The sequence below is a fragment of the Halohasta sp. A2 genome, assembly GCF_056175805.1.
In genome coordinates this window covers 1-510 of record NZ_JAQFWV010000199.1, presented here as the reverse complement: position 1 = coordinate 510, position 510 = coordinate 1, and the positions used below count along the sequence as shown (strand labels likewise).

Below are 510 nucleotides of genomic sequence, written 5' to 3'. Positions count from 1 at the left end.
CGCCGCCGACGCGGCGTTCCCTCGCTCTCTGAGTGAATTCGTCACAGCGTAATCTACTGCGATATCGTGTGTTTTGAACGCAACAGCTCAGTTTACGCGGAGCAGAATGTGATTCGGCAACTACTGTAAACGACGGGATTCTCTCCTTGAAGGAAGATAGAGGAGATAACCGAGCCCGACAACGATTATCAGTGGAACGAGCCACATAAGACTCCACATCCAAGTCGCTCCTGTGCCGTCGACCATGCCGCCATTCCACATATATCCGCCACCCCACATTCCCATTGCAGGCATCATGACTAGCATCATGATGAGAGGAAGGACGACAACTGCGATGACAACAATAAGCAGGAGTTTGAGAAGCGTATCAGTTGAAGTCATGATGCTCCGTTTATCGCAAGACGGCTCCCGTATTGAATCACTTACATAACAAATTCTCCTGTCTGAGTCGCTGAACTGCCGAATTTCTAGATACAGACTTTGCAGAAGCACCCAAACCAGACTATCCAG

1 pseudogene is annotated in these 510 nt (G+C 49.6%); it reads right to left on the bottom strand.

The features are described 5' to 3' along the window. Positions 1 to 120 precede the first annotated feature (120 nt). Positions 121 to 510: pseudogene (locus tag O2S87_RS18765) on the bottom strand (hypothetical protein); the annotation flags it as partial.